The organism is Bacillus sp. P4_D3, assembly GCF_056401855.1.
On the sequence record NZ_JBFUIN010000874.1, the window covers coordinates 1 to 1,166 of the forward strand.

2 pseudogenes are annotated in these 1,166 nt (G+C 33.5%); one reads left to right on the forward strand and one right to left on the reverse strand.

Annotated features, from left to right (window positions below):
* Positions 1-163 (reverse strand): annotated as a pseudogene (locus tag AC1DTM_RS27575) (putative polysaccharide biosynthesis protein); the annotation flags it as partial.
* A 250-nt stretch (positions 164-413) separates the two neighbouring features.
* Between AC1DTM_RS27575 and secA2 the strand changes: the two are divergent.
* Positions 414-1,166: pseudogene (gene secA2 / locus AC1DTM_RS27580) on the forward strand (accessory Sec system translocase SecA2); the annotation flags it as partial.

Below are 1,166 nucleotides of genomic sequence, written 5' to 3' on the forward strand. Positions count from 1 at the left end.
ATGTAAGAGCAATCATATATACAGGAAACACGAGGCGAAAAATACCAAGCACTTCATCTCCTGCTATATTTTGTAATGGAATTTGAAAGAAACTTCCAAGCAATTTCGACAAAAAAGTTGTAATTGTTAAAATTGCTGCACCTTTTACAAAATTCTTATTCATGTTCCTTCTCTTTTCTTTTATACATATATTCTCAAACATATTATTACTACATATAGAGACTGCTTTTATCTCATTAAATTATCATACCAAATTTCTTATATATTGWATACTTTCTTTTTTATAACAAAACGCAAGTATTCTTACTCAAAAAACGATTTTACTCAAACCCCCTACCACTTTCCATTTCTACTTTTTTCTAGTATAACTATGCTATAATGTATCTATTGTCAGTAAGAGGAGTGTTACAAAAATGCTGAATTCGGTCAAGAAGTTATTGGGAGATTCACAAAAAAGAAAGATTAAAAATTACGAACAAATTGTGAATGATATTAATCAATTAGAATCTGTAATGGAAACATTATCAGATGATGAGTTACGTCAAAAAACTGTTACCTTTCAAACTATGTTACAAAACGGAAAAACAGTTGACGATATAAAAATAGAAGCATTTGCTGTCGTTCGAGAGGCTGCAAGACGGGTACTCGGTCTTCGTCACTACGATGTACAGTTAATTGGTGGCCTTGTATTATTAGAAGGAAATATTGCCGAAATGCCTACTGGAGAAGGGAAAACACTCGTTTCCTCTTTACCTACTTACGTACGTGCTCTTGAGAAAAAAGGTGTCCATGTTATTACAGTAAATGATTATTTAGCCAAACGAGATAAGGAACTAATTGGTCAAGTTCATGAATTTCTTGGTCTAACGGTTGGATTAAACCTTGCTCAAATGCAATCTAGCGATAAGAAACACGCTTATGAAGCTGATATTACATATGGAATCGGTACTGAGTTTGGTTTTGATTATCTTCGTGATAATATGGCATCATCTCAAGCGCATCAAGTGCAGCGTCCATATCACTTTGCAATTATAGATGAAGTTGACAGCGTTTTAATTGATGAGGCAAAAACCCCTCTCATTATCGCTGGAAAAAAATCAAGCAGTTCCGATTTTCATTACTTATGCGCAAAGGTAATGAAAACATTTCAAGATACTCTGCACTAC